The organism is Streptomyces sp. NBC_01408 (assembly GCF_026340255.1).
GTDB lineage: Bacteria > Actinomycetota > Actinomycetes > Streptomycetales > Streptomycetaceae > Streptomyces.
The window spans coordinates 373,822-397,759 of the sequence record NZ_JAPEPJ010000003.1 but is presented as its reverse complement, the minus strand read 5'-3'; the positions used below and the strand labels follow the sequence as shown (position 1 = coordinate 397,759).

13 protein-coding genes are annotated in these 23,938 nt (G+C 70.2%); 12 read left to right on the top strand and 1 reads right to left on the bottom strand.

Going from position 1 to position 23,938, the window contains the following annotated elements:
- Window positions 1–49: 49 nt before the first annotated feature.
- The 5 genes from OG447_RS29450 (at window position 50) to OG447_RS29430 (ending at window position 12,023) form a co-directional block, all read left to right on the top strand.
- Window positions 50–2,638: a DUF262 domain-containing protein gene (locus tag OG447_RS29450; protein WP_266940481.1), complete on the top strand. Its 2,589-nt coding sequence runs from the start codon at window positions 50–52 to the stop codon at window positions 2,636–2,638.
- 148 nt (window positions 2,639–2,786) lie between these two features.
- A complete protein-coding gene (locus OG447_RS29445; RefSeq protein WP_266940480.1) occupies window positions 2,787–3,293 on the top strand; it encodes a DUF4365 domain-containing protein in 507 nt (168 codons plus the stop codon).
- Window positions 3,290–4,441 carry a hypothetical protein gene (locus tag OG447_RS29440; RefSeq protein WP_266940479.1) on the top strand — a complete coding sequence of 384 codons (1,152 nt, stop codon included), beginning with the start codon at window positions 3,290–3,292 and terminating at the stop codon, window positions 4,439–4,441. Before OG447_RS29445 ends, OG447_RS29440 begins: the two co-directional genes overlap by 4 nt.
- 125 nt (window positions 4,442–4,566) lie before the next feature.
- Window positions 4,567–7,827 (top strand): DISARM system SNF2-like helicase DrmD, encoded by a 3,261-nt coding sequence (drmD, locus tag OG447_RS29435; RefSeq protein ID WP_266940478.1) that lies wholly within the window; start codon window positions 4,567–4,569, stop codon window positions 7,825–7,827.
- A complete protein-coding gene (locus OG447_RS29430) occupies window positions 7,824–12,023 on the top strand; it encodes a DNA methyltransferase (RefSeq protein WP_266940477.1) in 4,200 nt (1,399 codons plus the stop codon). The genes drmD and OG447_RS29430 overlap by 4 nt, the downstream gene beginning before the upstream one ends.
- 403 nt (window positions 12,024–12,426) lie before the next feature.
- On the opposite strand, the gene OG447_RS29425 is transcribed toward OG447_RS29430, so the two are convergent.
- On the bottom strand, window positions 12,427–12,654 hold the full coding sequence (locus tag OG447_RS29425; RefSeq protein WP_266940476.1) for a hypothetical protein: 228 nt from the start codon (window positions 12,652–12,654) through the stop codon (window positions 12,427–12,429).
- 114 nt (window positions 12,655–12,768) lie between these two features.
- Here OG447_RS29425 and OG447_RS29420 point away from each other — a divergent pair, with 114 nt between their 5' ends.
- From OG447_RS29420 to drmC, 7 genes are all read left to right on the top strand, one after another.
- Window positions 12,769–13,596, top strand: a complete 828-nt coding sequence (locus OG447_RS29420) for a helix-turn-helix transcriptional regulator (protein WP_266940475.1) — start codon at window positions 12,769–12,771, stop codon at window positions 13,594–13,596.
- Window positions 13,593–13,796: a DUF397 domain-containing protein gene (locus tag OG447_RS29415; protein ID WP_266940474.1), complete on the top strand. Its 204-nt coding sequence runs from the start codon at window positions 13,593–13,595 to the stop codon at window positions 13,794–13,796. The genes OG447_RS29420 and OG447_RS29415 overlap by 4 nt, the downstream gene beginning before the upstream one ends.
- Before the next feature lie 252 nt (window positions 13,797–14,048).
- Window positions 14,049–14,879 carry a hypothetical protein gene (locus OG447_RS29410; RefSeq protein ID WP_266940473.1) on the top strand — a complete coding sequence of 277 codons (831 nt, stop codon included), beginning with the start codon at window positions 14,049–14,051 and terminating at the stop codon, window positions 14,877–14,879.
- A 156-nt stretch (window positions 14,880–15,035) separates the two neighbouring features.
- Complete coding sequence (locus tag OG447_RS29405) at window positions 15,036–17,261, top strand: sigma factor-like helix-turn-helix DNA-binding protein (RefSeq protein WP_266940472.1); 2,226 nt, start codon at window positions 15,036–15,038, stop codon at window positions 17,259–17,261.
- Window positions 17,262–17,382: 121 nt separating this feature from the next.
- On the top strand, window positions 17,383–21,252 hold the full coding sequence (gene drmA / locus OG447_RS29400; protein ID WP_266940471.1) for a DISARM system helicase DrmA: 3,870 nt from the start codon (window positions 17,383–17,385) through the stop codon (window positions 21,250–21,252).
- Between the two features lie 2 nt (window positions 21,253–21,254).
- Complete coding sequence (gene drmB / locus OG447_RS29395) at window positions 21,255–23,165, top strand: DUF1998 domain-containing protein (protein ID WP_266940470.1); 1,911 nt, start codon at window positions 21,255–21,257, stop codon at window positions 23,163–23,165.
- Entirely contained in the window at window positions 23,162–23,923 is a 762-nt protein-coding gene (drmC, locus tag OG447_RS29390; protein ID WP_266940468.1) for a DISARM system phospholipase D-like protein DrmC, read from the top strand. Before drmB ends, drmC begins: the two co-directional genes overlap by 4 nt.
- Window positions 23,924–23,938 lie beyond the last annotated feature (15 nt).

Sequence of the window (23,938 nt, the reverse complement as noted above, 5' to 3'; positions counted from 1 at the left end):
TGGGGCGACAATGGCGGCTCGGCGTCGAGGGTTTGGGGAGAGGACGGGCGTGCACGCTCAGGAGACCACGTTCAGCAAGCTGGTCCAGGGGGAGCAGCAGTTCCAGGTACCGCTCTACCAGCGCACCTACAGCTGGCAGCGTGACGAGCTGCAGCAGTTGTGGGACGACGTGCAGGAGCTGGTCGAGGACCGGCAGGAAGGGCGTTCCGGCTCTGGTCACTTCCTCGGTTCGGTCGTGCTGGCGCCCGAGCGCGTCGCCGCGGGCGGGATGCAGCGCTGGCTCGTCGTCGACGGTCAGCAGCGGATGACCACCTTGATGCTCGCGTTCACGGCTCTGCGGGACCACCACCGGGACCGGGGCTCGGTGAAGAAGGCCGCCCGGATCAACGACCTCATCCTGGTCAACACGTATCAGGACGGGCACGACAGTTACCGGCTGCTGCCGACACAGGCGGACCGTGAGGCATACACGGCCTGCGTGGACAGCCTCCCGAAGGCAGGCGGCGCCGGAAACGTGGGCGCTGCCTACCGCTTCTTCGTCGCTGCCCTGGCCGCCGGGACGGAGAGTAGTGGTGAGACCTGGGCGGACGCGGTCGAGTCCGTTCTCGGCGACTGCCTCTCGATCGTTGCGATCACTGCCGCCGAGGGCGACAACGTCTACCGCATCTTCGAGTCCATCAACAACACCGGCGTGGGGCTCAGCCAGAGCGACCTGCTGCGCAACTACCTCTTCATGTGCCTGCCGAGCAGGGGCGAGGACGTCTACCGCAAGCGGTGGCTCCCCATGCAGGAGCTGCTCGGCCCCGCCCATCTGGAGCTGCTGGTGTGGCTGGACCTCGTCGTCGGAGGGAACAGCCGGGCCCGGCAGAGCGAGATCTACCGGGATCAGAAGAAGCGCCTGGAGCCGCTGAGCGGGGACGAGGCGGCGCTGGAAGCCGAGATCGCCCGGTTCTCCCGGCGCGCCGACCGTCTCATGCGGATCCTGGAGCCCGAGAGGGAAGGCGATCCTGGGCTGCGGGCGGTACTGGAGCGCCTGTCGCGTTGGGGCGGCCAGACCCACTACCCGCTGGCCCTCCATCTCCTGGACCTCGTGGACGAGGGCAGGACCACGGCCTCGGAAGCGGCGGAGGCGCTCGCTTTCGCGGAGAGCTACATGGTGCGGCGCCTCTTCGCGGGCCTGTCCACGACGGGCAGCAACCGGGTGTTCATGGAACTCCCCAAGGAACTGGACAAGGACGGCTCCCCGGCCGAGGCGGTACGCCGGTTCCTTTCGCGCCCCCGTACGGGCGCCCGTGTATGGCCGGGCGACGACGCGGTTCGTGAAGCCGTCCGCACCCGTCCCTTCTACAAGAGCGGACGCAGCAGCCAGCGCTTCCAGATCCTGCGCCGGCTGGAGGAGAGCTACGGATCGAGCGAGCCCGTCGACTACGACAAGGCGCCGCTCACCGTCGAACACGTCCTGCCCCAGAGCCCGGCCCAGCAGTGGTTCGACCTGCTGGCCGAGGAAGCCGCGGACGGCGAGAGCCCCCAGGAGATCCACAACCTGCTCGTGCACACCCTCGGAAACCTGACTCTGTCGGGTGAGAACGCACGGCTCTCCAACCACCCCTTCCACCGCAAGCAGGAGCTGCTCGACTCCAGTGCGCTGCGGATGAACCAGGAGATCGCCGCGCAGGAGCGCTGGGGCCGCAGGGAGATCCTCGCCCGGGCCGAAGAACTGGCCGACCGGGCCGTGGGGCTGTGGCCCGGGCCTCTGGAGGGAGTCGTGCAGTCGGACGACGAGTGGGCGGGCTGGGGGGAGTTGAGGGAGATCCTGCTCGCCGTGCCGGCCGGGACCTGGACGTCGTACGGTGAGCTTGCCGCCCTCATCGGTACCAGTGCCATTGCGGTCGGCAACCACGTGGCGGCCAGGACGGGACTGCACTGCGCGTACCGCGTGCTGACCGCCGACGGCCGGATCGCGGGCGGATTCCGGTGGACCGACGACCGGCACTCCGGGGACCCCAAGGTCGTCCTGGAGGCCGAGGGCGTTCCCTTCGACGAGAACGGCCGGGCCTCGAAGGCCCACCGGCTGAGCAGCACCGACCTGGCCGTCCTGGTGGGCAAGGAGCTGCCGGAGGAGACCCCGGCGGCGTCGGCCGCATCGCAGCCCGGCGGCGACGAGGCCGGCACGCGCTTCGAAACGCTGTTGCGCGCGAACCAGACGCCGGAGGTAGTCGAAGGCGTCCTGGCAGCACTCCGCTTCTGGGAGGAGCAGGGCGGCTACCAGGTCTACGGGAAGGCGAACGAGACCAGCTGCTTCCCGACCGTGGACGCGGGCGGGCCGGGCTCGCCGCGTGCTCTGTGGCCGCTCGGCATCTACCCGGTGACAGGGACGGCGGAGGTCGTCTTCCAGTACCTCAAGCGGCGCCCGCCGTTCGACGACGAGCCGCTGCGCCGCGCCCTGATGGAGCGGTTCAACGCCATCGACGGCATCGACCTCGCCGAGGCCAAGCTCGATCTGCGCCCCTCCTTCCCGCTGGAGGTCTTCGCCGCGCAGACCAAGGAGATCCGTTCCGTGCTGGAGTGGTTCATCCACGAGGTCGCCTTGGCGGAAGCCCGCCGTCCGATCGACGACGGCGACCCGGCCGTGTTCTGACACAGCGGCGGCGGTCGGACCGTCCTCACCTGGCCGGATCCGGCCCTTACCGGAAGATCACTGCTCGGGTAGCCTGCCCGGGCAGTGATCGGTGTCACTCCGGACGTGGGTGCGTGGCGGGTGGCCTGCGACCGGAGCACGGGGGCGCATGGAGCACAACAACCACCAGGGCTGGTACGGAGAGACCTTCGTGGCCGCGATCGCCGCGGCGGCCGGATTCCAGGTGGCTGTGCCGTATCCGGATATCGGAACGGACCTGCTCCTGGGCCGGGACCATGAGGAGCCCGAGCTCGATGTCCGGATCGCGCTCCAGGTGAAGACGCGCCGGGGCGAAGACATCACGGACGCGGACATGGACGCCGGGGTCAAGGTCACACTGCCTGTCGCGCAGTACAAGCGCCTCCGCGGCAAGCGGCAGGTGCCCGTCTACCTGGTCGTCGTGCTCGTGCCCACGGACCCGGCGGACTACATCCGCACGGATGAGAACGCCCTTATTCTGCGCCGCTGCGCGTATTGGGTCTCGCTCGAACATCACGTCCCCGCACAGGCCGGCCGGGACAGTGTCACTGTCACTGTTCCGCGCGACAATCTGCTCACGGTCGACGCTCTGCACGAGTTCTTCGCCCGGGCGTGTGAGGAGGTGCCTGCACCATGACCACGATCGGTGTACCCGAGGACGAGTTGGAGCGCCTGCGGCCGCATGACGTCGCGCACTACCTTCGCAGCAGGGGTTGGCAGGAAGCCGGCCAGGTCCGCTACAGCCGCCGCTGGGAAAGGGACTGGGCCGGGCGGGCGCGGCGCCTGCTGCTGCCCATGGACACCGACTTGGCGGACTTCGCGGACCGTATGGCGGATCTTGTCGGAGCGCTTGCCGAGCTGGAGGCCCGGCCGCCGGCGGCCGTTCTCCAGGATCTGCGGGCGACCGGCCTCGATGTGCAGTACATCAGGACCATGCCGAGCACACCGTCCGGCACGATCCCGGTTCAGGCGGGAGTGCTCGCCGTGACCAGCGCCCGGGACCTGCTGATGGCGGCGGCCTGCCACACCATCGAGCCGAGGCTCGTCCAGCCGCGCCGGAAGCCGCGTGCGGCGCGCGACTTCGTGGACAGCGCCCGCTTCGGCCCCACCGTGCCGGGCAGCTACATCCTGAGCGTGCAGGTGCCGCTGCCGGAGCGGGGCGTACAGACATCGCTCTTCGGCGACGACCCGGAGCCCTTCGCGCGGAGCGTCTCGCGCAGGATGTATCAGGCGGTGGCGGCGGCCCACACAGCGGCCGAGGAGGCGATGGACGCCGACGACTCGGCTCCCTTCGCGGATGCCGTCGGGGACGGCGTCTCCGCGGACCTGTGCGAGGCGCTCGCGGGCATCGGCGGGCATGACGGCCGGGGCACGAGCACCGTGCACGCCTTCTCGCTCGACTTCGCCTGGTCACCAAGGTGGCGCGTGCCGCCCATGGACTCCCTGGCTCCGTTCTCTCCGCGTCTGGTTCACGCCCTTCGCGAAGGAGCCCAGGACCTGCGCCAGCAGGAGCCGGAGCCCGGAGTGACCGTCATCGGCCGCTCGACCAAACTCAAGCGTGCAGCCGAGTACGGCCCCGGCGAGGTGACGGTGGAGGCAGTCGTGCTCGGTGTCGCGGGCCAGATCGGCCCGAAGCGCCAGATCCACGTAACCCTGGCGGAGGGCGAGTACACCCGCGCCACCGATGCCCATGCACAGGGCAGGACACTCAAGATCGAAGGCGATATCAGGCGCCGGGGCACCTATTACGAGCTGACCGGCATCACCGCCTTCGACGTGCTGTGACGGCCCGGCCGCAGCCGGTGCGCCGAAGTTCCACGAGCGTGGCCGGGCGGGCTTTCGTACGTGTTTGAATGACTGTGTTTGACGTGAATCGCCCTCGCGGGGCGGTATGGAGGGGCGGAGACCCGATGACGACGCCGACCACCGACCTGGCGGGTGTGGCGCAGCGGGCGGTACGCCGCCGCGCCGACGCGCAGGACCACACTGCCGTCCCCGAGATCAGCGATCTCGTCGAGGTGCGCGGGCAGCGCTGGGTCGTGGCCGACATCGATCACGGCACGGGTTCCCCGGTGATCAGCGCGCCCGGCACCCTCGTCACGCTCAACAGCGTCGAGGACGGCCGCTACAACGACACCCTCTCGGTGATCTGGGAGATCGAGCCAGGCCGCCGCCGTCTCCCCGCCGGCTCCCTTCCCGAGGTCGCCGCGCACCGCTTCGACCCGCCGGAGCGCCTGGCCGCCTTCCTGGACGCCGTCCGGTGGTCCGCGGTCACCTCGGCCGACGTACGCACCCTCCAGGCGCCCTTCCGTTCCGGTGTCGCCGTCGAGCCGTACCAGCTCGAACCCGTCTCCCGGGCCGTGGCCGCGCCCCGCGTGAACCTGCTCCTCGCGGACGACGTCGGCCTCGGCAAGACCATCGAGGCGGGCCTGGTCGCGCTGGAGCTGATCCTCCGCAACCGCGCCCACAAGATCATGATCGTCTGTCCGGCCGGCCTCACCGTGAAGTGGCGCGACGAGATGGCCGAGAAGTTCGGCCTCGACTTCACGATCATCGACTCCGAGCGGGCCGCCGAGGTCCGCCGCACCCACGGCAGCGCCGCGAACCCCTTCAACATCCATCCGCGCAGCATCGTGAGCCTGCCCTGGCTGCGCGGCCCGAAGGCCCAGCGGCTCCTCGCCGAGGTGCTCCCCGCCCAGGACGCCGAGGCGACCGTCCCCGGCAAGCGGGCCTTCGACCTGCTCATCCTCGACGAGGCCCACCACGTGGCGCCCTCCGCGCCCAAGCAGTACTACCCCGTCGACTCCCAGCAGACCAAGCTGATCCGCCGGCTCGCCCCGCACTTCGAGCACCGGCTGTTCCTGTCGGCCACCCCGCACAACGGCTACCAGCAGTCGTACACGGCCCTCCTGGAGATCATCGACAACCAGCGTTTCGCACGCGGCGTCGAACCGGACCCGCAGGCCGTCGAGGGCACCGTCGTCCGCCGCCTCAAGACCGACATCCGCGACCCGGAGACCGGCGAGCGGCGCTTCCTGGAGCGCAGCACCACGTCGCTGTCCGTCGAGTACACCGAGGACGAGCGCCGCATCCACGCCCTGCTCAAGGAGTACGCCCAGCTCCGCCGGGCCAAGCTCGGCACCCGTTTCAAGGGCGGCCGCAAGGCGGCCGACCTGGTCACCCTGCTGCTCAAGAAGCGGCTGTTCTCCTCGCCCGACGCCTTCGCCCGCACCATCGAGGTCTACCTGGAGACGCTCCGGACCAAGAAGCAGCAGGCGGCCGAGGAGGTCGAGGACTGGCAGGAGACCTTCTTCGACGACTACGCGGACTACGACGACGAACCCCTCGCCGAGGCCGAGGACGACGCCATCGCCCGAGCCACCACCCTCCAGCCCGGCACCGACGGCGACGAGTCGGCCCTGCTGGAGCAGATGCGCGACTGGGCCCAGCGCCACCAGGCGCAGGCCGACTCCAAGGCCCGCGAACTCATCACCTACCTCAAGGCCAACTGCCTGGCCGAGGGCGGCCACTGGCTCAACGAGCGCGTGGTCGTCTTCACCGAGTACCGCGACACCCAGATCTGGCTCCAGAACCTGCTGCGCGACCACGGCCTCGGCGGCGACCGCGTCGCCCTCCTGCACGGCGGTCTGAACACCGAGGACCGGGAGCAGCTGCGCCTGGCCTTCCAGGCCGAGCCCGCCGAGAACCCCGTACGCATCCTGCTGGCCACCGACGCGGCCAGCGAGGGCATCGACCTCCAGCGGCACTGCCACCGGCTGGTCAACTACGACATCCCCTTCAACCCCAACAAGCTCGAACAGCGCATCGGCCGCATCGACCGCTACGGCCAGCGCACCGCCCCCGAGGTCGTGCACTTCGTCGGCAGCGGCTACGAGAAGAGCACCGACACCTACGAGGCCGACCTCGAATTCCTGGCCCGGGTCGCGGTGAAGGTCGCCCGCATGGAAGAGGACCTCGGCAGGGTCAACGCCGTCCTCGCCGACGCCGTGCAGCGTCGGATGACCGGCGACCTCGGCACCGACTTCGACGTGGAGCGCGCAGAGGTCTACGCCGGCCGCAAGGCCAGGAAGGGCGGCGGGAACGTCGCCGCCGAGCGCGACGCCCAGGCGCAGGCCCAGCGCCTGAGCGAGCAGGTCGCGGGCACGGTGGCCACCCTCGGCATCACCCCCGAGCGGATCGCCCGCGTGGTGTCCACCGCGCTGCCGCTCGCCCGCCAGCAGGACATCCGGCCCGTCCTCGACGACAAGGACGGAGCCGAGGGCTTCTACGAGGTCCCCACTCTCACCGGTTCCTGGGAGCGGGCCGCCCACGGCCTCGCCGACAAGCTGCGCCCCGAGATCCGTCGCCCGGTCACCTTCGAGGCGGCCAACCTCAAGGACCGCGACGGCAAGGACCGCGACGACGTCGTCCTCGCCCACCTCGGGCACCCCCTTGTCTCCATGTCCACCCGGCTGCTGCGCGCCGCCGTGTGGAACAAGGAGCAGACCGGCCTCGCCCGCGTGAGCGCCGTGATCAGCGACCACCCGGAGCTGGAGACCACCCTCGTCGGCGCCTTCGCCCGGTTCGTTCTCGTCGGCGCCGACGGCGTGCGGCTGCACGAGGAGGTCCTCCAGGCGGGCGGCTGGCTCCGCGCGGTGGAAGGCGCCGGCCAGCCCCGCTTCAGCCGCCTGGAGAAGATCACCACGGTCCGAGACATCCTCGACGACGCCTTCGCCGACCATGCCACGCAGGCCGCACCGGTCCTGCGCGGCAGGCTCGCCGATGCCTGGCCGCACGTGAGCGAGGGCCTGGTCTCGGCCCTGGAATGGCGGGCCCGCAACCGCCAGACCGCACTGGAGACCCGCTTGGAGACCCGCCGCCGCGACGAGGCCGAGCGGATCACCGCCCAGATCGACCGCTTCCGCGAGTCCCTGCGCCGGGCCATCGGCAACCCCGCGGAGCAGGAGGAGGAAGGCCAGCTGGAGCTGGCCTTCGACGAGGTCGAGCAGCAGCGCCGGGACCGGGAGAACTGGGAACAGCGCCGGGACGCCCTGGAGAGCGAGAAGCAACGCGAGCTCGCCGCCATCGCCGCCCGGTACGACCGGCCCAAGGCCCTGCTGTTCCCCGTCGCCGTCGTCTTCGTCGTTCCCCGCCGGGAGGCCGTGAAGTGAGCACCACCCATCGTACGAACACGGGCCGCGGACGGACCCGGAGCGGAGCCCCCGCCCCCGACGGCCGGCAGGACCACCTGGACTGGCTCAGCCTGGTCGACGTGTCCGGCCCCTTCCTGACCCTGCCCGTCCTGCTCAAGACCTGGCCGCAGCTCGACTCGATCGACAAGCCGCTGCGGGCTCGGCTGCGCTACGAGCACGGGGTCTGGCAGTCCGACCCGGCGGCCGGGCAGCGGGCCTGGACGGACTTCGTCCTGAACGAGCTCCTCGGCTGGGGCGACGCGCTGCGCGAGGGCACGGAGCTCTCCGAGGCGCTCGCCGTGGACGTCCCCGAGCACGACGAGCGGATCACCCCCACCTTCGCCCTGCTCGCACCGGGCAGTACCGCCGAGGACACGGCCGGCCTGGTCGCCGACTGCGCCATCCTCGGCATGACCGTCCCCGCGGGCCGGCACCCGTCCCAGCGCGTCCCCGGCTCGGCCTGGGCGGCGACCCCCGTCGACCGCATGGCCCACCTGTGCCGCCACCACGGGGTGGAGCTCGGCCTGGTGACGGACGGCCGCTGGTGGACCCTGGTGTGGGCGCCGCGCGGGGGCGTGACGACGTCGGCGCTCTTCGACACGGTCGCCTGGACCGAGCCGGTCGAGCGGGTGGTCGTACGCGCCTTCCTGTCGCTGCTCAGCCGTCGCCGCTTCTTCGCCGTCGAGGACGCCGAGACGCTGCTGCCGCTGCTCAAGGAGTCCCTGGACAGCCAGGAGGACGTCACCGACGCCCTCGGCGTGCAGGTTCGCCAGGCCGTCGAACTGCTGGTGGAGGCCATCGGCCGCGCCGACGTCACCGAGCGCGCGCGGGGCGGCAACGGCCTGGCCGACGTACCGGCCCAGGACGTCTACCGGGGCGCCGTCGCCGTCATGATGCGGGTCGTCTTCCTCCTCTTCGCCGAGGAGCGCGGGCTGCTGCCGAGCGACAACGAGCTGTACGTACAGGCGTATTCGGCCGGGCGGTTGTGCCAGGAGCTGGAGGACCGGGCGCGGGAGACCACCGAGGACGACCTGGAGCAGACCGGGGTGGGCTGGCACCGGCTCATCGCGCTCTTCAACGCGGTGTACGGGGGAGTGGACCACCCGGCGCTGCGGATGCATGCGTACGACGGCTCGATCTTCGACCCGAACGCCTTCCCGTGGCTGGAGGGCCGGGGCACGGCGGACGCCGACCCGACGGATCCGCTGCCCATCGACGACCGCACGGTCCTGCACATGCTCCAGTCGGTGCAGCACGTCTGGATCGGCACGGGCAAGAAGCGGGAACGCCGGCGGCTGACCTTCCGGACGCTGGACGTCGAGCAGATCGGCTACGTGTACGAGGGCCTCCTCTCGTACCAGGGCCGCCGGGCCGAGGACACCATCGTGGGTCTCGTCGGCAAGGCGGGCCTGGAGGCGGAGGTACTGCTGACCCGGCTGGAGTCCCTGGCCCGTACGGAGGGCGAGGGGCTGGGGGCGGCGCTGGCGGAGGAGTACAACAAGGCGACGGGGCTGGGCAGTCCGGCCAAAGTGACGAAGCTGCTGGAGCCCCTGTCCGATGTGGAGCGGGCTGCGGCGCGGAGCAAGCTCCTGGCGGCGACGGGCAGCGACGCCGACCTGACGGACCGCCTGCTGCCGTTCTACCGCCTGATCCGCCGTGACCTGCGGGACCTGCCGGTGGTGATCGGCGCGGGCGGGCTGTACGTGACGGAGTCCTCGCTCCGGAAGAACACCGGTACGCACTACACCCCGAAGTCCCTGGCCCAGCAGGTCGCGGACGGCGCGCTGGAGCCGTTGGTCTACGAGTACGGCCCGTTGCAGACGGCGGACCGGACCCAGTGGCGGCCCAAGACAGCGGACCAGATTCTGAAGCTGAAGGTCGCGGACATCGCGATGGGCTCGGCGGCGTTCCTGGTGGCGGCCTGCCGTTACCTGGCGGGCGCGCTGGTGGAGGCGTGGAGCCGGGAGGGCGACGCGCGGGCGCTGGCGTACCTGGAGGCGGCGGACTCGCTGTCGGCATCGGCGGTGGAGGCCGAGGCCGAGCCGGTGATGGTGGAGGCGCGTCGGCAGATCATCGAGCACTGCCTGTACGGGGTGGACATCAACCCGATGGCCGTGGAGATGGCGAAGCTGTCGCTGTGGCTGGTCTCGATGGACCGGGACCGGCCGTTCACGTTCCTGGACGACCGGTTGGTGGCGGGTGACTCGCTGCTGGGCATCACGTCGGTGGAGCAGCTTGAGGCCATGCACCTGGATCCGGTGCGGGGGCGGCGCCTTCACGGTGACGGCATCGACTTCACGGGTGGCGTGCGGCGGGTCATCGCGGAGGTCGCGGAGGAGCGGCGGAAGCTGGCCGGCATCCCGGGCACGGGCCTGGAGGAGCTGGAGCGGAAGCGCGCCATGCTGGCCTCTGTGCGCGAGAAGACCCGCCAGGCGAGCGTCTTCGCGGATTTGGTGGTGGGCGCGGCGCTGGCCGGTGCGGGGCGGAGCGGGTCGGATCAGGATCAGCTGTCGTTCGCCGCGGTGACGGCGGCGCACGCGGTGTCTGACGCGGGGGACGACGAGGAACTGGTGGCTGCCGAGCTTCGGCGTGCGGAGACGCTGGCGCGGGGGTGGCTGGCCACCGGGAAGCCGACGGGGGCGTTCGAACGCGAGCCGGTGCATTTGCCGCTGGTGTTCCCGGAGGTCTGGGAAGAGCGGGGCGGGTTCGATGCAGTGGTCGGGAATCCGCCGTTCTTGGGCGGACAGAAGCTGACAGGTGCGATGGGGGATGTCTACCGTGAATATCTCGTGGTCTGCCTCAGCGGCGATGTACGGGGAAGCGCAGACCTAGTTGTGTACTTCCTACTGCGTGCTCATGACTTGCTGAACAGTCAGGGGCAGGCAGGCCTAATTGCTACCAACACATTGGCTCAAGGGGACACACGACAGGCTGGCCTGGATCGATTGGTCGCCGAAGGTGTCGAGATTCGACAGTCGATTAAGAGTGCACCGTGGCCGTCGCGGAGTGCAATGTTGGAGTACTGTGCAGTTTGGACAAGTCGAGCAGATGTTGCAGTCGAAAGTGACCGACTTGCAGATGGTGTCTTGGTGGCGGGAATCACTCCCACGTTGGAGGCGAGTTCGCGAGTCACCGGCGCGGCGCATCGGCTGATAGGGAACGAGGGAATTGCCTTTATTGGTACAAACATCCTGGGTATGGGTTTCACGATGCAGCCTGAGGCGGCTCGTGAGCTGATTGCCGAGAATGAGAAGTATCGGGAGGTGCTTTTTCCCTTCCTCAACGGGCATGACCTCAATTCTCGGCCCGACGGTTCGGCCAGTCGATGGGTGATTAACTTTCACGACTGGCCCGAGGAGCGTGCCAAAGAGTACCCCGAGGTGTATCGGCAGGTAGAGCGGCTGGTCAAGCCTGAGAGGCAGAAGAACGCAAATAAGCAGCGCCGAGAGCTCTGGTGGAGGTATACCCGACCCACGCTTGAACTCTATCGATCCCTCAGGGGGTTCGATCGAATGATCGTGATTACTCGGCATAGCAAGTCTGTCATGCCTGTGATCGTGAAGACGGGGCAGATTGCTAGCGATGCCACAGTAGTATTCGCGTCCGACGATTTGGGAGTGTTTTCCCTTCTTAGTAGCGCAGCGCATTTCTGGTGGGCGACCAATCATGCATCGACGATGAAGGGCGACCTCAGATATACGCCATCTGATGTCTTCGAGACCCTCCCTCGCCCGGAAGTTACCTCAGAGCTCAGGTCTGCTGGAGAAAAGCTAGACATTTTTCGGCGCGCGATCACGCTGACGCGCGGTGGGCTCACGGCAACCTACAACCTGGTGCACGACCAGACTTGTATGGACGCGGATATCGTTGAACTCCGCCAGATTCATCGCGCCATTGATGAAGAGGTCGCCCGCGCCTATGGCTGGGACGACCTCCTGGCTCAGTCCGGCGGGCTCGACCACGGATTCCACGACACCCGGCAAGGGCCCCGCTACACCGTCGGCCCGGTCGTCCGGCAGGAGATTCTTGACCGGCTCCTCGAAGAGAACCAGCGGCGCTACGCGGCCGAAGTCGCCGCCGGTCTGCACGACAAGAAGGGCGCCAAGAAGAAGGCGGCGGCCCCCGCCCAGCGGAAGTCGAAGCCTCCGGTGGAGGAGCCGCCGAGCCTGTTCTGAGCGCGAGGGCGGGAGAGCGGTGGGCCGGTCAGTGCCAGTGGCGTACCGGTCCGCCGCCGGCATTCCGGTCACGGGCCACCGTGATCGCGACCCACGGGCCCAGAACGAAGACGTTCCGTCCTCGAACTCCAGCCGTTTCCGCCGCCCCCGCAACTCCCTTACATCCCGCACCCGGTGCGGGATGCCGCCCACGGCGATCACATCCCCTCGCCGCACCCCATCGGGCATGACCTCCAGGGTCTGCATCGCGCGCTGCATGTCCTGACCTCCTACCGCCGAGGCGCAAGGCTTCGTTTGTTGGCCTCGCGGACCTTGGCCAGGAGCGCTGCGTGGCATGCGACGCCGGCCGTGGGGTCTTTGGTCGAGTCGGCCTGCGCCTCCGGCTCGGGCGCTGACTCCTCGGTCACTGGGCGCACTTCCTCAGGGCCGCCGCCAACTTCCACGCGACATCGGCCCGGCAGCACCCGAGTTCAACCAGCGGCGAGAGGTAGTCGCTGGTCAGGGACACCAGATCGACGCCGAGCGACGGCAGCACCACATCGACCCCCGCCAACGCCTCGCGCAGCTCGTCCCGTGCCGCTTCCGCCTCTTGGGCCTTGTTTGTCGCGTTCCCACGCCTGCCCGCATCCATGTCCGCCTGCTTCCTTGCCGATCACTGTCTTTCAGCGATGAGCATGGAGGCGTAGCGCTACGCTCACCAGGGGTAACGGTTTTCGGAGCGTCGGAACGAAAACGGGAGTCGCCAGTGCCCGCACCGAAAGAACTCGACCCGAGCGCCTCCCTCGCCGCGCTCTACGGCGCGAAGCTGCGCAAGCTCCGCATCCGCGCCGGGCTCACGCAGCGGCAGCTCGGCGACAAGGTCCCCATCGCGCACAGCCGGATCGCCCAGTTCGAGCTGGGTAACGAGGTCCCTCCCGAGGACGTCAACAGCAAGTTGGACGGGCTGCTCGATGCGGACGGCGACTTGATCGACCTCTGGGGTCATATCAAGCGGACGCCGTACCCAGACTGGGCGCAGAAGTTCATGGCCTACGAGGCAAGGGCGAGCGCCATGCACAAGTACATGGCGCACAGCGTGCCTGGTCTCCTTCAGACCGAGGCCTATGCCCGCGAACTGCTCAGGCTCGGCCTGCCTTGGTGCACAGGGGCAGAGGTGGAGGAGAAGGTGGCTGCGCGGATGGAGCGACAGGCACTGCTCCAGAGTAAGCAGCCGCCTTTGCTGTGGGTCGTACTCGACGAAGCGGTGATCCGTCGGCCAGTGGGCGGAGGGACGGTCATGAGGGACCAGCTGGCCCGAGTCGCCGAGGCCGCGATGACTCCGCGCATCGAGATCCAGGTGCTGCCGTTCGCTGCGGGCGGTCACTCGGCAATGGGAGGGTCTCTTACCGTGCTGTCGTTCCAGAACGGGCCTGACGTGGCCTATCTGGAAGCCGGTCACTCCGGTGAACTGGTGGAGGACAGAGCCATGGTGGCGCAGCACTCGTATCGTTACGATCTTGTGCATGCCCAGGGACTGTCGCCCGAGGCATCAACCGCCTTGATTCGGAAGGCGATGAAGGAGTTCGGACCATGAGTGCCGCACGGATAGACATGGCGATCGTGTCGTGGCGCAAGAGCACCTACAGCGATGGGGGCGGCGGTGACTGCCTGGAGGTCGCTGACCAGATTCCCGGCGCCGTCCCCGTCCGGGACAGCAAGGACCTGGCCGGTCCTGTGATCCTCGTCGGGAACGCCGCCTGGAACGCCTTCGTGCAGCACGTCCGAGAGGCGTAGAGCGGCCCGCCACCGGGGCGCGGATTCCTGGACCCCGGTGCGGCGCGTCGCCCTTCAAAGGAACGGGAGAGAACCCACCCAACCAAACCCGGTGGCCCAACTCCCCTCGCCACACGATCGGGTGAAGGGCGCGACGCGGACCCTGACCGGTGGGGTACGGTCGGCGCAAACAACCCCATACACGCAGACGGCCCCCGACAGGACGGCAATCCTGACGAGGGCCTGACCGATCCGGAAGAGTAGAGCTTCCCGATGGCTGATCCGCAGTCTAACGCGGTCGCGCCCGCGCGCCCCGCGAATCCGATCCCCACAGACGCCCCCAGCGCCGGGGTGATCCACTTCCGCCACCGCCACACCGACCGGTTCACGGTCGTCGGCAACCACCTGGCCCAGCATCCGCAGCTGTCCGCCGTTGCGATCGGGCTCGCCGTCTACATCCAGTCCGTTCCGGACGGGGTCAGCATCACGGCCAAGGCCCTCACCCTCCGCTTCCGCGAGGGCGAGATCACCATCCGCCGGGCCCTCAACGAGCTTGAGGAAGCCGGGTATCTGGAGCGCCGGAGGATTCCGCTCGGCGGCGGCCGTTTCGCGACCCGCACCCTCGCCTACGACAAGCCCGGTTGTGCCGCAGTACCTTCAGCCGCGCCAGCTTCGCAGCAACCGGCCGCGCCGCAAACCGAACCCGAGCCCGTCCCACCCACCGCCACAGGACCGGCAGCGGACCTCCTGGCCCGGCTGCGGACCGTCGACGCCCGCCTGATCCTCTCGGTGCGCGATGTCCAGCGGCTGACGCCCGCCGTCGAGGAGTGGCTCGCTCGGCATGCGACCCCCGAGCAGATCACCCGCACCCTCACCGCGAACCTGCCTCCCGCACCCGTGCCCATCCACCACCCGCCCCGCTTCCTGGAACACCGGCTCACCACCCTCCTGCCGCCGCCCCTCCCGGTATCCGCGCCCGAGCCGAACCGCCCACGGCCCGCACCCCTCATCACGTGCGACGGCTGCGAACGCGCCTTCCGCAGCCACGTTCCCAACGCCCGGTGCGGGGAATGTGGTCCTGCGCCGGACCGGTCCGCCGCGTGAGCAAGTGCGCCTGCTCCTGACGGATGTGGACTTTGCCCTGGTCAGGGGGCACGAGAAGGGTGATCATGGGGTGACTGTCAGTGGGGGCCCGTAACGTCGAGCGAGTCAGTCACCGACCATGGCCGCCTGCCCCCGTCTCTGGAGTGTCGCCCGACCATGACATCCTCCGCTCCGTACGCCTCCACCTCCCTGGCCGATCTCCTGCCCGCCGTGCGCTACGCCGATCCGCAACTGCTCGCCGCCCGGCTGGAGGACGTACGGCTGCCGCTCGGCTGGTGGCACGCAACACCGTTGATGGAGATCGAGCGGGTCATCGGAGCCGAGGCGCTCAGCCACCAGGTGGCGCAGGCCCTGCGGTCCCTGTGGCCTCACGTGGAGCTCGGGGACGTGATCCCCGTACTGCGGCTGCTCGGTACCCCGGGAGTCGAGCCGGGGAGGACGGTGGCGCAGGTCGCCCGGGAGGCTGGCCCCGGGGTCGTGGACGGGGACCGGGTACTTGCGGCGGTGTTCGGTTCGATCCTGGACCGGTTGCACCAGCGCGGCGTGCCTCGGGAGGAGAGCGAGGGGACGCGCGTACGGGATGCCGTGTCCGTTCTCGCCCGGTGGTTGCCGGCGGACGCATCGGCCGAGGTACGTGCGGCGCTCGCCGTGCTCCAGGGGTTGGAGGAGCAGGCCGAGGACGGGACGTCGTCGCCGGTGCCGGTGCCCGAGCCCGTCGAAGACGAGGCCGGGGATCAGCCCCAGTCCGTAGAACTTCCGGCGCCGCGTGAGGCCTTCGAGGGCCACGACCCGGCCGAACAAGCCGAGGAGCCGCACGGCGGCGACGATGCGAGCCCGCCGCCCGCCCCCGCGCTGATGGGCGAGCCGCTCGCCGCCTTCACGCGGCTGGTCGACGGTTGGGACGAGCGTGCCCTGGTGATCGCCGGGCAGCGGACGTTCACCGACGAGCCGGTGAAGCTCCAGGACCTGGGGGAGCGGTTCTCCGTCAGCCGGGAAAGGGTGCGCCAGTTGGAGCGCACCGTCATGGGCTCCGTCCGGCGGTGGCTCTCGGCCGATGATGAAGGCCGGGCCTTCGCCGGGCACCTGGCCGCCGTGGCCGAACAGCTCGGCGCCGTGGGCCAGGTGGCCGAGGTGCACGCACTGCACCCGGACCACGCCCGCCCCGTAGAGGCGCTGGGTGTGCCGCTCGGTGACATCGTGGCGCGGCTGCTGCCCGGAGGGACACTCGTCGGGAGCTGGATCGTGCAGGGCGACGCGGCCGCACTCCGGGCGGTCATGCAGGAGGACCTGCTCGCCGCCTGCGGGGACACCCCGTTGGCCTGGAACGACGCGGTGGCCCTCGGGCTGCGCTATGGAGTCCGGGGCGAGGTGCTCGCTGACTGGGCGGCCGATCTCGGACGCTTCCAGGTGCGGGACGGACGGCTGCTGTACTGGGGGCGTTCGCTCAACGACCGGGCCGCCGCCGTGCTCGCCCTGCACGGGACGCCGATGTCCATGGAGGACATCCACGAACAGCTCGCCGACGGCACCGCCATCAGCAGTATGCGCAACCAGATCTGGACCGACGAGCGTTTCCTCCGGCTCGACCGGAACCTGTACGGGCTGCGCGCGTGGGGCGGCGAGGAGTACCTCGGCATCCGGGAGATGATCGCCCGTGAGATCACCAACGCGGGCGGGGAAGCCGAGGTGAACGCGATCGCCGAGGCCATCAGCGCCCGCTTCGACGTATCGGCGGCATCGGTCCGCACCAACCTCGGCGGACCCGGGTTCCCCCGCACCCGCCGCGGCTGGGTCCGCGTCGCCGACCAGGCGAGCGAGCAGGACGCGCCGTACGTGCCGCGCAACGACGTCGCCGGTACGCGACGCTGCTTCGTCGGAGCCGATGGACGCTGGTGGTACCGGGTGGAAGTGACCGCCGACCATCTGCGCGGCTCCGGCAGCCCGGTGCCCGCCGGCTGGGCCGCCCACATCGGTGGCGCCCCCCACCGCGAACCGGTCCCGCTGCGCCACGAGGCGGGGGAGACCTCGCTCACGTGGCGCGCCCAGCCCACCTTCGGCTCGGTGAAGCCGCTGCTGGAGCACATCGGGGCGACCGTCGGGGACCAGGTCTTCTTCAACGTGACCGACGGTCAGCTCAACGCGCTGCGGCTGCCCGCACCGACAGAGGGCCTCAGCCCCGAGACCGGAGCGGTCCGGCTCACCGGCTGGACGGCCGCGGTGACCCCGGCGGAGGCGGTCGAGGTGATCGCCCGGCGCATCGGCATGGAGCCGGGCCAGGACGGTGCCGCTGCCGCTCTGCTGGAGCGGCTGGCCGAGCGCGGGGACAAGGACATCGGTGAACTGCTCGAACAGGCCCTGTCCGGGGCGGTACCGGCATTCTGATGTCAGTGGTGCTCGCTAGCATCGGGATCATGACCGGCTGTCACGGTCCGGGCGGCGTCGGCCGCGCTGTGGGGAGGGGCCCGCAAGGGCGCCGCGCGAGGGACGAAAGAGGGATGCACTGATGGCGACGGGCAAGACCGCGGAAGGCCCGGGCAGCAGCACGAGCGGCTCGACGGAGGAGGACCTCCTCCAGCGGGTCCGCGAGGTGGCGCAGGACTTCGTACCGGCGTCTTCGTACGAGATCCGGGACGACCTGGGCGAGCTCATCAGCCGGGACCTGCTGGGCCCGTGGGACGGACCGGACGAGGAGTTCGACCACCGGGCCGCCGGCCCCCGCGACCGGTACCTGGTCGGGCGGATCGGTCCGAAGCGCGCCCTGAGCACCACCCTCGCCGCCGCCGACGAGCAACTTCTCGACGACTCCGACGGGGAAGGCGACGGCACCGACCAGGGGCTCCCGGAGCGGCTCACCACCCAGAACGCGGGGCGCATGTGGGCCTCGTCGATGGGCCTGATGTTCGCCGTCCCGGCGACGGACCATGCGGCCGCGGTCACCGTGCGGGTCCGATGGGGGCAGTACCACCGGTCGCAGGTCCTGGGCGACGACGGCGTCGCGCGTGCCACCTGGACCCGGGAGCAGGTGGAGAAGCTCGTCACCGTCCCGGTCGACGGCCCGCCCCGCCAGGTCCTGCCGCTCACCGCCGATCAGGAGGACGCCCCCGGCGTGCGGCTGGTCGCGGAAGTACGCAACCGGCCGGGTGCCGCGGGACCGAGCCGCGTCGTCGAGCTGTCGCTCGTCAACGCGCAGGACGAACCCCAGCAGGCCAAGGACGCGGCTTGGCTTTTCCAGGCCGAGCTGCACGTCACCGCCACCGACGGCAAGGCGCCGGTCTTCCTGCCGATCTCCGATCCGCTGGACGAGGCCGAGGAAGCCGCCCAGGACGCCCTCGGGGCGGCCGATTTGGAGGAGCAGCACCTGACGCTGCTCTACCGCAACCACCTGAAGCACGCGGCGGGCCGCAACGTGGCCGTGGCGGTCACCATCGACAAGGGGGAGCGCAGGGCCCACGCCCTCACGACCACCTGGCTGCCGGTCCACGACGTGCCGGCCACGATCGCCCCGTCCGGGGCGAACGCGCAGCACCTCGACGGCATCGAGCTGTCCATGGACGAGCTCGCCGTGCTCCCTCCTGCCGCGCTGAGCGACGCCCTGGCTCCGCTCGCCGACGGCTACAGCGCCTGGCTCGACGAGCGGGAGGCGCAGGCGGAGCAGTTGACCGGGGCGCTGCGCACCAGTGCCCTCGACGCGGTGGGCCAAGCCCGGGACGTAGCCGTCCGGATCGCCCTCGGTGTGGACGCCCTCTCGAACCCCGAACACCCCGAGGTGCTGGAGGCGTTCCGCTTCGCCAACCGGGCGATGGCCCTCCAGCGACGCCACACCGCCATCGCGGCGCTGCGGGAGCGGGAGGGCATCGCGTTCCAGGAGGCCAAGAAGCGCATCGACGCCGAGGGACCGGCAGCCGCATCGTGGCGCCCGTTCCAGCTGGCCTTCGTCCTCCTCAACCTCCGGGCGCTCGCCGACCCGACGCTGAAGGAGCGCGAGGCGGGCCCGGACGGCATCGTCGACCTGCTGTTCTTCCCGACCGGCGGCGGCAAGACCGAGGCTTACCTCGGGCTCGCGGCCTTCACCTTCGCCATCCGCCGGCTCCAGGGGACGATCGGCACGGGGGAGGACGCCCGCAGTGGCGAGGCCGGCGTCGCCGTGCTGATGCGGTACACCCTGCGGCTGCTGACCGCCCAGCAGTTCCAGCGGGCGGCGGCGCTGGTCTGCGCCGCCGAAGTGCTGCGCCGCGAGGCCTACGACGGCGGCGACGTGCGCTGGGGGACCACTCCCTTCCGGATCGGACTCTGGGTGGGCGGCGCGGTCTCCCCGAACGGGTTCGACGAGGCCCAGAAGCAGATCGCCGAGGCCAAGGACGCCGGGGACGGCAAGGGCGCGAAGGTGCTCCAGACCCTGGCCTGCCCCTGGTGCGGCTCCGCACTGAGCGCCCAGCGCGACCTGCACGCCGACGACGACCTGCGCCGCATCCTGCTCTACTGCCCCAACGGCGAGGGCAAGCAGGCCTGTCCGTTCTCGCAGCGCCGCTCACCGGGTGAGGGCCTGCCCATCCTGACGGTGGACGAGGAGATCTACCGGCTCGCCCCCAGCCTGCTGATCGCCACCGTCGACAAGCTGGCGCAGCTGCCCTGGCGCGGTCAGGCGGGCATGCTGTTCGGACGGGTCTCCGACCTCTGCCCGAGGCACGGCTACCGGCACGCGGATCTCGACACCCGGATCAAGTGCGGGGACAAGCACCAGGCCAAGGGCAAGCACGCGGCCGTGAAGAGCAAGCCGGTGACGCGGCTGCGCCCGCCGGACCTGATCATCCAGGACGAACTCCACCTGATCTCGGGTGCGCTGGGCACCACGGTCGGCCTGTTCGAGGCGGCCGTCGACGAACTGTGCGGCTGGCCGGCGCAGGACGCCTATGGCACCACCGTCCGGGTCGGCCCCAAGATCGTGGCATCGACGGCGACGACCAAGCGGTCGGCAGACCAGATCAGCGGTGTCTTCGCGCGGAAATCGGCGATCTTTCCGCCCCAGGTCATCGACATCGGCGACACCTACTTCTCCCAGCAGGTCGAGCTCTCGAAGGAGGCGCCGGGGCGGCGCTACCTGGGCATCTGCGCCCACGGCGTCCGTATGAAGCAGGCCGAGATCAGGGTCGCCGAGATCCTGTTCCTGGCCGGCCAGACCCTCTTCGACCGGCACGGCAAGCCCGCCGACCCGTACATGACGCTGGTCGGCTACTTCAACGCCACGCGGGAACTCGCCGGTATGCGGCGCTTCCTCGACGACGACATCGCCACCCGCGTACGGATCCACGGAACCCGCAAGGGCCTGTCGAACCGCCTCCTGCGCCGCACGGAGATGCTGTCCGTCCAGGAGCTGACCTCGCGCATCTCCTCCGCGGACATCACGGAGGTACTGTCCCGCCTGGAAGTGTCCTTCGACGAGTCCATGGACACCACCGTGCGCCGGCAGGCGGTCGCCGACGAACTGCGTGAGGCCGGACAGCACAAGCAGCGCATCGACTTCTCGAAGCTCGGACTGCGCAACGAGGGCACGGGAGCGGTCGACGCGGTGATCGCGACCTCCATGCTCCAGGTGGGGGTCGACGTCTCCCGTTTCGGCCTCATGATGGTCGTCGGCCAGCCCAAGAACACGGCCGAGTACATCCAGGCGTCCTCGCGCGTGGGCCGTGACGCCCAGCGCCCGGGACTGGTCGTGGCGCTCTACAACTGGACGCGGCCACGGGACCTGGCGCACTTCGAGAACTTCGGGCACTACCACGCCACCTTCTACCGGCAGGTGGAAGCCCTCTCCGTCACCCCGTTCGCCCGCCGGTCCCTGGACCGGACGACGGCGGCGGCCTGGATCGCCGCCGTGCGCAACGCGACCACGCCCCACTCCCGCAACCACGACGCCTACGACATCGACCTCGACGGCCCGGTCGCGCAGCAGGTCACCGAGCGGTTCCTGGCCCGCGCCGAGACCGTCGGCGGGCCGCGCGCCCGCAAGTACCTCGGGGAGCGCATCGAGGTCCTCAAGGACGCCTGGGCGCGCAAGAAGCAGGGCTCCGCCCGCCTCGGATACGAGGAGGCGGCCTGGCAGGGCCAGCGGCTCAGCGGACTGCTCAACCGGGCCACCGGCGCCACCTGGGACGAGCTCACGGTCGCCCAGTCGATGCGTGAGACGGAGAACGAGATCAACCTGCTGGTGCCGGGGGCCGGCCTCTACGACGTGGTCGGCGGGGCGCCCGCGTGGAGCTACGCGGCCGGGGCGGGCCAGGCCGGCTCCGACGGAGAGGACTCGCCCGAGGGAGACGAAACGGGCGCCGTACTGGACGGCAAGGCCGACAAGGCAGGCCGTCAGGGGAAGAAGGCTTGAGTATGACGGACAAGACACAGCACCGGCGCCGGGTCGGATCCGTACGCCCCAGCCACCTGATGTACACGGGCGGGGTGGGCGCTCTGGTCGACCTGCCCAACTTCGCCGTCCTGGTGCGCGGGATCGACGACTGGCAGTACGACGCGTTCGAGTGGGCGGACCTGAAGGAGCCGCGGCTGCTGCGGGCCGTCAACGGCCTGATAGGCGACCCGTACGGCGCCCAGGTCACCCAACTGCGGCCGGCACCCTGGATGGACGGCACGGACAGAGACCCCACCGGCTCCGCATCCCGCATCGGCGTCCCGGTCCTGCCCTTCCCCCAGTGGCTGCGCTGCACCGCCTGCAACGCCCTCGGCGGCCTCGACTCGAAGATCTTCAAGTTCGAGAACGCCAAGCCCCGGCGCCCCGACCAGGCGCGCTTCTTCCACGACAACTGCACCGCCAAGCGCAAGGGCAAGCGCCCGCTCGCCGTCGCGGCGCGCTTCGTCCTGGTGTGTCAGGCCGGGCACCTGGACGACTTCCCGTACGCGTCGTTCGTCCACCGGGGCGGTAACTGCGCCGAGGCCAGCCACCCGCGGCTGGAGATGCTCGACCACGGCGGCAACCAGGCGGCCAACGTGAAGGTGCGCTGCGTGAACTGCAGCAGCGAACGCAACATCCGCGACGCCATGGGGCAGCGCGGCGAGATCACCCTGCCGCACTGCCGGGGCCGCCACCCCCACCTGGCGAGCTTCGATCCGGCAGGCTGCAAGCAGCGTCCCAAGCCGCTGGTCATCGGCGCCTCGAACCAGTGGTTCGCACAGACGCTCAGCGTCCTGGCGGTGCCGCCGACCAGCGGCAGCGCCCTCCAGGGCAAGGTGGAACAGCTGTGGGAGCACCTGCAGAAGGCGAAGTCGCAGGAGTCCCTCGACATGGTCTGGGAGCTCCCGCAGTTCAAGCCGCTGCACCAGTGGAGCCAGCCCGAGGTTTTCGAAGCCATCGAGGCGCACCGGGCCGCGGCCGCGGAGCCCCAGTCCTCGGAGGCCGTCTCGTACCCGGACCTGCTCACGCCCGAATGGGAGATCTTCACCAGTCCGCAGCTTCCGGAACCGAGCGAGGACTTCGCTCTGCGCGACGTACCGGTGCCGCCGGCCCTCGGCGGGGTCTTCTCCCATGTCGTCCAGGCGGAGCGGCTGCGGGAGGTGAGGGCGTTGATCGGTTTCACCCGGCTCGATGCCCCGGACCCCGAAGACCCCACCCTGGTGGCCCGCGCACCCCTCTCCCGTAGCCGCGTCCCCGCCTGGGTGCCGGCCAGCGAGGTGCGCGGCGAGGGCATCTTCCTGCGGGTCTCGGACGAGCTGATGGCCGACTGGGAGCAGCGGGTGGCCGACACCGCGGCCATCGCGGCACACCGGGACGCCTACGTCGAATTCCGCCGCAACCGCTACTCGGGCCGTGTCGAGGACACCGACGACCCGCTGCGCGGCTGGCCCGGAGCCCGGTACATCGCGCTCCACACGCTGTCGCACCTGCTGATCCGGGCCATCTCGCTGGAATGCGGCTACTCCTCGGCGAGCCTCTCCGAGCGGATCTACGCCGGCCGCGAGGACGACCGGCGTACCGGCATCCTGATCTACACCGCGGTGCCCGACGCCGAAGGGACCCTGGGCGGGCTGGTGGCCCTGGCCGAGCCGGAGAAGTTCAGCAGGGTGGTCCGGCGCGCCCTCCACGATGCCGAGAGGTGCTCCTCCGACCCGCTGTGCGCGGACCGGCTGCCCCGGCCTCCGCACGAGGACTTCCTGCACGGCGCCGCATGCCACGTATGCCTGTTCGTGTCGGAGACGACCTGCGAGCGCGGCAACCGCTTCCTGGACCGACGGTTCATCGTCCCCATCGACGACCCGGACCTCGTGCTCCTCCAGGGCCTCAAATGAGATGGGCACGGCTGCTCAAGGCCGCCGCGGAGGCAGAAGCGGGCGCAGGGGTCCTCGCGCTTGTTGCACTGGCCGACGGCATAGCAGCCGGACAGCCCCGCGCCGCGCTGCTCACGGTGCGGTCGGCGTCCGCCTACACGGAGGCCGCGGCTGCCGTGCTCGATGCGATGGACGCGGACGGCCTGTCCCGGGAGGAAGCCGCGGCTTGCCTGCACGGGCTGGCCGCCGGCTACGCGCAGCGCGACCGGGAACAAGAGGTCTCCCTGGTGTGGAGCGGCCCTTCCTCCCACCGGGTGCCCGTACGGTCCACGGAGCGGGCGCTCCTCGGGCTGATCGCCGAGGCACGGACAGAGCTGACCCTGATGACCTATTCGGCACGGCGGTACCCACCGCTGACACAGGCGTTGCAGGACGCTGCGGCTCGGGGCGTCGGCATGGACATCGTCGTCGAGACGCTGCAGGGCGCAGGCAGCGCCCTCTCCGGCGACGAGCCGGCGAGCGCGTTCACCGATGTGCCGGGAGCACGCCTATGGCACTGGCCGCTGGACAAGAGGGCGGAGCCCGGGGCCAAGACGCACGCGAAGCTGGCAGTGGCCGACCGGCAGACGCTGCTCACCACCAGCGCCAACTTCACCCCATCGGGAGTGGACCGCAACATCGAGGCCGGAACACTCATCAGAGGAGGCTCCGCGCCGGCGCGGGCCGCGGAACACGTGTCGGAACTCCAGCGCACGGGAGTCCTCCAGCGCTTCTGGTGATGTCGTTGAGGGCCG